This is a genomic window from Candidatus Ruminimicrobium bovinum (genome assembly GCF_902760015.1).
In the GTDB taxonomy this organism is placed as follows: Bacteria; Elusimicrobiota; Endomicrobiia; order Endomicrobiales; family Endomicrobiaceae; genus Ruminimicrobium; species Ruminimicrobium bovinum.
In genome coordinates this window covers 1-4,576 of sequence record NZ_CACWEU010000129.1, presented here as the reverse complement: position 1 = coordinate 4,576, position 4,576 = coordinate 1, and the positions used below count along the sequence as shown (strand labels likewise).

Sequence of the window (4,576 nt, the reverse complement as noted above, 5' to 3'; positions counted from 1 at the left end):
TGTATTATAAATTCCGTAAGCTTTAGCTCCATCATATTTTAAATTACCTTCTTTTACAATATAATCTCCGCTTTGCCAAAACTGCTCATCCCTTAATCTAGATTGTAATCTATTTTCCTTCCATTGACGCATTTTCTCTTTCTCTGATTTTATTTCTGCTTGTTTTTTTTGTTCATTAGCTATTTCCTGCGGTGTTTTAGTTTTTACCGGTGTTGATGAAAATAAACTTATTAATGCTGTTCCCAATATGGCGGAATCTAAATCCGATGAGTTTGATTTTGGAACATATACGGTAGAACTGCCGCCGCTTGAACTGCTTTGAGCAGGTGCATATTTGCACCATGCATAATGTCCGTCTCTCGGGAAAGAATTTATATGTTTTGCACCGCAATAATCACAAACAAGCCAATTTTCTTCTTTGTGATAAAATGCAAAAACATTTGCTGTTATTGAAAACACAAACATCAATGCAACAAACATTCTTACAATTTTAAAATTTAAAATTTTCATTTAACCCTCTTAACTTTATAAACTTCGTATATTATATTAAGTTTATAGGTTGTTTTACAATAACAAAATAAGTAAAATTATAATTATATTGTTTAACTTTCCGTTAATACATTTAATTACAAATTATTCAAAGAATATATATCCCAAGGGTTTATAAATTTTGCTGATTTTGTATCTTTCTTATTTCCATTAAGGCTTGTGCAATAACAATCTTTTATTTTATATTTTTCAGCAAAAAATTTAATTGATGAATTTGAAAAAGACGAACTGTCGGTTTTTGCTTCTAACGGAATTATTTTTTGTTTGTATTTTATTATAAAATCTATTTCCTGTTTATTTTGAGTTCTCCAAAAATGAATATTTTCTTTTTTATATTTTTTTAATAATTCGGAAAACACTGCCGTTTCAAAAATATTTCCCAATATTTCTTTAGGCAACATTTTCATCCATAACATATTAAGTATTCCCGTATCGTAAAAAAATATTTTCGGCATTTTAAAAAGCTCAGACCGAATATTATTATAATAAGGAGAAACTATTTTTATTATATAGGTGGACTCTAAAATAAAAAGATATTCTTCTACCGTTTGGCGGGCAAGTTTTGTTGTATTCGATAATTCCGTAGTATTCAATAAATTCCCGCTTTGTGAAGCCAAAACCTGAATTAATCTGTTAAACCTATCTATATATTTTACATTTGCCAAATCTCTTATATCTTTACTTATGTAAGTATCTATTATCTGCTGGATATAAGTTTCTTTCATTTCCGTCTCGTTTGTTAAAACTATCTTCGGATATCCTCCGCATATAACAAATTCTCTGTATAAATTTTCCAATCTTTTTATTAGAAGTTTATTTGTTATCTTTTCGGTTAAATCTATTTTTTCGTCTTTAAAAACCAAAAATTCTTCAAAATTTAACGGGAATATTTCAAAATCCACCGTTCTTCCAACCAAAGAATCTTTAAATTTTTTCTTTATATTGAAACTTGACGAACCGGACACTATAAGTTTTATATTTTTATAATGATCATAAGTAAGCTTTAATAACGATGACGGATTTGATAAATACTGAACTTCATCTATAAAAATACAACATTTGTCTTCTTTATTTTTTATTATTCCTTTCTGCCGTAAAAAAGATAAAATATCTTCTATACCGTTATTACATATTGATAAAAATCTTCCGTCTTCCAAATCAAAATAGTATTTGGCAATTTTTATATCATCATACAACATTTTCATTATGGTAGTTTTACCTACCTGTCTTGCCCCGTGTAACACTATTATATCGTTTGTTTTTATATATTTACTGATAGTTTTTACAATATTTCTTTTTATCATAACAGTATTATATATTAAATATTTTGCAAAGTCAACTTATAAAAATATTAGGTATTTTGCAACAAAAACATATAAAAATATACCAAAACACTTATCGGATTTTTATATATAAAGAAATTCGTTATTGTGAGCCAATGAAACTGATGCAGATGTTTTTTGGGTTAAAAATCGCATAGCGATTTTTACAACAAACTTTTCAACTTATCACCTTTTCAGCTATTCAGCTGCCGTTTTAAAAATTTCAATATTTTTTTCTACAAACTGCGGTTTTATTACCGCTTTTAATGCTTTTTGCCAACTTTCCTGTGAAATTTTTAAATGTTTTGATAATACTCCCAACATATATGTATTTAAAAATTTAGGATTTGTTATTTTTTCCTGCCCCTTAACAAAATCTTCAAACAAATCTATTCCGTCTTTTTTTAACATAAATTTCATTCTTTCATGTTCACCTTTTTCAAAAGAAAGTAAAAAGTCCGCTTTACCGCACTCTATTATCGGTGAAAAAACTTCTTTACCGAATCTTAAATGAGATTCTACCGAACCGCCTCTTTGTGCCATACCGTGCACTTCGGACTTTTTTACATGATGCCCGTCATACATCGCGGCAAGCCCTACAATTTCCGCGGCGGTTAAAATTCCCTGCCCGCCCGTTCCACAAAATAATATGTTTATTGTATCCATTGTATCTCCCGTTATTTAATAATATTTTCCAATTGCTTTTTTGTAGGCATTATTTTTTTCAATTTATATTCGGAAACACCTATAGGTTTATGTATATCACTTAAAGAATATTCTACAATGACATTATCTTTACTTCTGCATAATAACAAACCTATTGTCGGATTATCTCCTTGTTTCCTCAATTGTCTGTCAACCGCAGTAACATAAAAATTAAGCTGCCCTGCAAATTCCGGTTCAAATTCACAAGCTTTTAATTCAACAACAACATAACAGTGAAGTTCTATGTTATAAAATAATAAATCTATATAAAAATCTTTATTTGATACTGCTATATGGTATTGTCTTCCAATAAAAGAAAAACCTGTGCCAAGTTCTAACAATAACTTAGTTATATTTTTTACAAGTCGGTCTTCTAAATTTTTTTCTTTTTTTTCTTCCTGAATATTTAAAAAATCAAAAATATAAGGATCTTTAAAAGTTTGTTGCACTAAATCGGAATTTGTATCGGGCAGAACTTTTTTAAAATTAGTTATTGATTTTCCTTGCCTTTCATATAAATCACTTTCTATATGGTGAACCAATACGGCTCTGCTCCAACCGAATTGAATTGCTTTTTTAAGATAAAATTCCGTTTCTTTTATATCTTTTATTTTGTTTAAAATTACTAAATTATGTCCCCAAGGCAATTCTGCAACAAGCTGTTGCAGAATTTGTTTAGTGCTATAAGTTTCATAGAACATTTTCATATTCCATAAATTTCTCGGAGAAAAACCTTTTGCATTAGGAAACTCAAATCTTAAATCTTTACTTAATTTCTCTACAACGGATTTTCCATAATTTTGTATTATCTGTTCTTCTGCTATTCGCTTACCGATATTCCAATACAACAAAATTAAATTTTTATTTACCGTTCTGACAATATTTACTTTTGCAGTTTTTATATCTGCTATTATATTATGCAAAAAGTCATTATAATTTTGTTTTTTAATTTTTTTCATTTTGCACCTTAAAAAATCGCTTTGCGATTTTCAGCTGAGAAGCTAATTTTCTGCTTTTTCCAAAGCAGAAAATTTACATTGTTGTACACAAACATTGCAGCCCGCACATAAGTTTTCGTTCAATTTTATGTTTCCGTTCTCATCCTTAAATATTGCAGGGCAATCCACACTTACACACATATAACATTTTTTGCATTTGTCCGCATAAAATTTCGGTGCAGGTTTTTTGCTCCTGTCTATCATCTTGCAAAGACCGATTCTTACTATTAACACAGAAAGTTCATCTTTTGCGGTATATTCTTTTATTTTAGATTCTATCACGGCAGAACTGTCTCCGATAACTTCAACATTATCTGCTCCGCATGCTTTACATAAAGTAACTAAATCAAGTTTCTTTGTTTGTTCTCCTTTAGCTGTAACTCCCGTTGCAGGGTTAGGTTGTGCACCCGTCATTGCAGTCGTTCCGTTATCAAGGATAATTATTACACCTTTAGTTTTATTGTATGCACAATTAACAAGCCCTTCTATACCTGAATGACAGAATGTTGAATCACCTATTACGGCAACAGCTTTATCTTTACCTAAAATTTTGGTTAAACTGCTCATTATCGTTACACTTGAACCCATACAAACGGTGGTGTGAAGTGCAGATAACGGCGGTGTTGCACCGAGTGTGTAACAACCGATATCACCGGCGACAACAACTTTGGTTTTTCTTAAAGCAACAAATGTTGCTCTGTGAGGACACCCCGGACACAAAACAGGTTTTCTTCCCGCCTGCGGATATGTGGTTTTAGGTTTACCTTCAACAATATCTCTAACGGATTCCGGATTAAGTTCCCCTACTCTGTATGTATAATGTTTTCCCTGACACTTTATTCCCATCTGTAAAAGATGTTCTTCTATAAAAGGTTCGCTCTCTTCAACAACAGCAATTTTTTCCACTTGAGATGCAAACTCTTTTATTTTTTTGTCGGGGAAAGGAAACGGCATGGAAAGTTTTAATACGGAAGCATTGGGATATACTTCTTTAACATACAT

General features: G+C 30.4%; 5 protein-coding genes. All 5 read right to left on the bottom strand.

The features are described from left to right. Nucleotides 1-510 (bottom strand): hypothetical protein (locus tag ACMUOV_RS04710; protein WP_413853956.1); only part of this gene is annotated, 510 nt, incomplete at its 3' end. Between the two features lie 116 nt (nt 511-626). Continuing rightward, nucleotides 627-1,853, bottom strand: coding sequence for an ATP-binding protein (locus ACMUOV_RS04705; RefSeq protein WP_413853955.1), 1,227 nt, complete (start codon nt 1,851-1,853; stop codon nt 627-629). A gap of 216 nt (nt 1,854-2,069) precedes the next feature. Beyond that, entirely contained in the window at nt 2,070-2,537 is a 468-nt protein-coding gene (locus ACMUOV_RS04700; protein WP_413853954.1) for an indolepyruvate oxidoreductase subunit beta, read from the bottom strand. Nucleotides 2,538-2,548: 11 nt separating this feature from the next. Further along, nucleotides 2,549-3,535, bottom strand: a complete 987-nt coding sequence (locus ACMUOV_RS04695) for a PDDEXK nuclease domain-containing protein (RefSeq protein ID WP_413853953.1) — start codon at nt 3,533-3,535, stop codon at nt 2,549-2,551. Nucleotides 3,536-3,577: 42 nt separating this feature from the next. After that, nucleotides 3,578-4,576 (bottom strand): thiamine pyrophosphate-dependent enzyme (locus ACMUOV_RS04690; RefSeq protein WP_413853952.1); only part of this gene is annotated, 999 nt, incomplete at its 5' end.

What these genes read in the sequence shown, in the direction of transcription:
- ACMUOV_RS04705 (WP_413853955.1), bottom strand. Translation starts at nt 1,853, where the DNA reads ATGATAAAAAGAAATATTGTAAAAACTATCAGTAAATATATAAAAACA.
- ACMUOV_RS04700 (WP_413853954.1), bottom strand. Translation starts at nt 2,537, where the DNA reads ATGGATACAATAAACATATTATTTTGTGGAACGGGCGGGCAGGGAATT.
- ACMUOV_RS04695 (WP_413853953.1), bottom strand. Translation starts at nt 3,535, where the DNA reads ATGAAAAAAATTAAAAAACAAAATTATAATGACTTTTTGCATAATATA.